The organism is Blastomonas sp. CCH1-A6 (genome assembly GCF_001556365.1).
Lineage (GTDB): Bacteria > Pseudomonadota > Alphaproteobacteria > Sphingomonadales > Sphingomonadaceae > Blastomonas > Blastomonas ursincola.
The window spans coordinates 1-3,847 of the sequence record NZ_LSIS01000217.1 but is presented as its reverse complement, the minus strand read 5'-3'; the positions used below and the strand labels follow the sequence as shown (position 1 = coordinate 3,847).

4 protein-coding genes are annotated in these 3,847 nt (G+C 67.0%); 1 reads left to right on the top strand and 3 read right to left on the bottom strand.

The features are described from left to right. Positions 1–1,552 (bottom strand): thiamine pyrophosphate-binding protein (locus AX735_RS09540; protein WP_066279109.1); only part of this gene is annotated, 1,552 nt, incomplete at its 3' end. Between the two features lie 29 nt (positions 1,553–1,581). Then, a complete protein-coding gene (locus AX735_RS09535) occupies positions 1,582–2,631 on the bottom strand; it encodes an isoaspartyl peptidase/L-asparaginase family protein (protein ID WP_066279107.1) in 1,050 nt (349 codons plus the stop codon). A 135-nt stretch (positions 2,632–2,766) separates the two neighbouring features. On the opposite strand from AX735_RS09535, the gene AX735_RS09530 reads away from it, so the two are divergent. Then, complete coding sequence (locus AX735_RS09530) at positions 2,767–3,234, top strand: GNAT family N-acetyltransferase (RefSeq protein ID WP_066279104.1); 468 nt, start codon at positions 2,767–2,769, stop codon at positions 3,232–3,234. 3 nt (positions 3,235–3,237) lie between these two features. Here the strand turns inward: AX735_RS09530 and AX735_RS09525 are convergent. Next, positions 3,238–3,847, bottom strand: a 610-nt coding sequence (locus tag AX735_RS09525) for a DUF1176 domain-containing protein (protein ID WP_156447457.1), incomplete at its 5' end; no start/stop codon positions are given.

Sequence of the window (3,847 nt, the reverse complement as noted above, 5' to 3'; positions counted from 1 at the left end):
GCGCGGGGGCGAATTCCTCGGTGCGTTCGACCGTTGCCGCCCAACCGCCATAGGCGCGCGCGAGCATCGCGAAATCAGGGTTGTGCAGCGTCGTGGCGGAGAGCCGCGCGGGATATTCGCGCTCCTGGTGCATGCGGATCGTGCCGTACGCGCCATTGTCGATCACCAGCACCAGCAGGTCAGCGCCATATTGCACCGCGGTCGCCAGTTCCTGACCGTTCATCAGGAAATCGCCATCGCCCGCCAGCGCCACGACCTTGCGGTGCTTGAGCCGCAGCGCCGCCGCGACGGCGGCGGGCACGCCATAGCCCATCGCGCCGGCAGTCGGCGCGAGCTGGCTCGGCTTTTCGCCATATTGCCAGTAGCGGTGCCACCAGCCCGAGAAATTGCCCGCGCCGTTGCAGATCACGGTATCGGCGGGCATCGCGGCACGCATCGCCTTGACGCACTGGCCGAGATCGAGCGCAGCGCCGGTCGGCTGCGGATCGGAAAAGGCGAGCCATTCGGCATGCGCCTCGGCGCCGCTTGCGAAATGCACATCGTCCTCATCCCACAACGCGGCGGCTTCGGCGAACTCGTCCATGTCGGCGCACAGCGGCAAGTCGGTGCGATAGACGCGGCCGAGTTCGCCCGGATCGGGATGGACATGCACCAGCGCCTGGCCGGGATGTTCAGTCGTGATCAGCGTATAGCCGTCGGTCGTCGCCTCACCGAGCCGAGCGCCGACCGCGAGGATCAGGTCCGCGGCCTTCACCCGCGCCACCAGCTTGGGATTCGGCCCATAGCCGAGATTGCCCGCCCAGACCGGCGAGCCATTGTCGAACGCGTCCTGCTGGCGGAAGGCGCAGGCCACCGGAAGGCCGATGCGCTCGGCGAAGATCTGGAAATTCGCGCGCGCCGAGGGGCTCCAGTCGGCGCCACCGATGATCGCGATCGGGTTTTTGGCTTGGCCAAGCATCTCCATCAGCACCGCAAAGCCATTGGGGCAGACCGGCTGGGCAGGGCGGGTGACGCGCGGGCGATCGGCGACTTCCGCCACGTCCTTGAGCATATCCTCGGGCAATGCGAGCACGACAGGGCCGGGGCGCCCCGAAATCGCCACCGAAAAGGCGCGCGCGACATATTCGGGGATGCGCGCCGCATCGTCGATCCGCGCCGCCCATTTGCACAAGGGCGCGAACATCGCCTGGAAATCGACCTCCTGAAAGCCTTCCCGATCCCTCATCCCCCGGTCGACATCGCCGATGAACAGCACCATCGGCTTGCTGTCCTGCATGGCGACGTGCACGCCGATACTGGCATTGGTTGCCCCCGGGCCGCGCGTGACGAAGGCGACGCCGGGCCGTCCGGTCATCGCGCCATCGGCGCAAGCCATGAAGGTGACGCCGCCTTCCTGGCGGCAGACCACAGTGTCGATTTCGGGCACGTCGTGCAGCGCGTCGAGCACCGCGAGGAAGCTCTCGCCCGGCACGGTGAAGATGCGGTCGCAGCCCTGCGCCACCAGCTGGTCGACAAGAATGCGCCCGCCGGTGCGGGGGGAAATGCCGGTCATGAAGTTCCTCGCCTTGCTGTTATCGTTGCTCATTCGTCGCCATAGACCGCGACGCTGCGCGCGCCGCCGCTGCTGGCCATCCCACGATACATGCCGGGCGTGCGGAAAGCATAGCCCTGATGGCCCCAGGGGGTGAGATAGATCAGCCCGCCCGTGCCGCCCAGGCCCACCATCTCGGCCATCACCGCGTCGACGATCTCCTGCACCTCGTCCGCCGTCAAGGCGGTCGCGAGCAGCCTGGCGCGCGCTGCTTCGTCGAGGATCGTGCCGCCGCGCTCGGCCTCTTGCGCGAGGAAATCGGCCCGCGCTTCGGCCTTGAGGCGGATGCGGGTGCAGATTTCGTGCGCGACGCCGACGCGGATGAAATATTCGCCCGCGCCGGTGGCCGAGATCGCGCACGAACGGTCGTCGGCATAGGTGCCCGCGCCGATCAGCGGCGAGTCGCCGATCCGGCCATAGCGCTTGCCGGTGAGCCCTCCAGTCGAGGTGCCCGCCGCGACATGGCCGTTCACGTCACGCGCGACCGCGCCGACGGTGCCGTATTTCATGTCGATATCGAACCAGCCGCTGGTCTTCGCCTTCATCTCCTCGAGCTGGCGCTTGCGCTCGGGCGTACCGAAATAGTCATTGTCGACCTGCTCCAGCCCCGTTTCCGCCGAGAAACGGTCCGCGCCTTCGCCCGAAAGCATCACGTGCGGGCTTTCCTCCAGCACCTTGCGCGCGAGCAGGATCGGGTTCTTCGTATGGTGCGCGCGGGCGATGGCACCAGCGGCGCGGTCGGCCCCGTTCATCACCGCGGCGTCGAGCTCGATCTTGCCCTCATAGGTATAGACCGATCCGTGCCCGGCGTTGAAATGCGGGTCGTCCTCGAGCACGATGATCGCCGCCTGCACCGCATCGAGCGCGCTGCCGCCAACGGCAAGCACCTGAGACCCGGCGGCGAGCGCGCGGTCGAGCCCGGCGCGTGCACCGGCATCGGCCTCGGCGCTCAGGCGGCCGCGCTCGAACTGGCCCGATCCGCCATGGATGACGAGCGACCAGCCGCTATGGCCGGTGGTTTCAGTCGAGGGATGCGACATGGGGACAGGCTCCGGATCAGGCGGGAATTGAGCTGCCGCGATTAGGCGGCTTTGGCGAGGCGCGCAACTTTCTGTGGATTGCGCGCGGTTTCCATCGCAATGTCCGGGCAGGGAGAATGGTTCCGGGGGATAGGCATGCAGCAGACAATCACCATCGAGGAAGACGATCTGACCGGCGCGGATATCGTGGCCTTGCTGCGCTATCATCTCGACCAGATGGTCCAGCACTCGCCGATCTGCTCGGTCCATGCCTTTCCGGTCGAGCGGCTGCGCCAGCCGGATGTCACCTTCTACGCGTTGCGCATCGACGGGCAGCTCGCGGCGTGCGGGGCGCTCAAGCAGATCGACGCGCGCCATGGCGAGCTGAAATCGATGCGTACCGATCCCGCGTTTCTGCGGCGCGGGCTGGGCGAGGCGATGCTGCTGCACCTGATAGCCGAGGCGCGGGCGAGGGGATACACGCGGCTCAGCCTGGAGACCGGGCGTCCCGAGCCGTTCCATGCGGCGCACGCGCTTTATCGCAAGCACGGCTTTGCCGAATGCCCGCCCTTTGGCGATTATACCGAGGACCCGTTCAGCATGTGCATGACGCGCACGCTGTGACCATCACCGGACGACAGAGACTTCCGCGACCCAGACGCGCGGCCAGTCCCATGCGCCGCGGCAATCGTCCATTTCATGGCGCTCGGATAGCCTGAACTGCTCGCCGTCCCAGGCATAGCTGTTCGCCGTGCCGCAATCGCCGAGGCCGCGACCCTTGGCGAATTCGGAGAGGGTGCCGGTTGCGGGATCGAAACTGGCATTGACCACCTGTGCGACCTGCTCCTCGTCGCCCCAGCCGGTTTCGCCGTCGAACTTCGCATTGCGGAAGGTCCAGAGGGCATTCGGGTCTTCCATCGGGCGCTCGGCGATCATGACCGCCGATCCGAAATTGTATGCACCCGAATCGCAGGCGATCAGCACCAGCGCCATGTCCTTGCCATTGTGCTGGCCGAGCGGCTCGACGCTGTCCTCCGCACCCTCCATGCGGAACTCGCAGCCGCTATCGGCGACCACCTTGGGATAGGCCTTGAGATCGGGCAGCTCGATCAGGCTGGTCGCGGCGCGCGCGGTCAATTGCGGCGTTTCGGGCGGCTGCGCGGTATCGGGCTTCGCGCCAGTGGCGACGATCGCGCCCGAAGTGCCGGCGCGCTGCTGAATCGCATCGATATAGCGC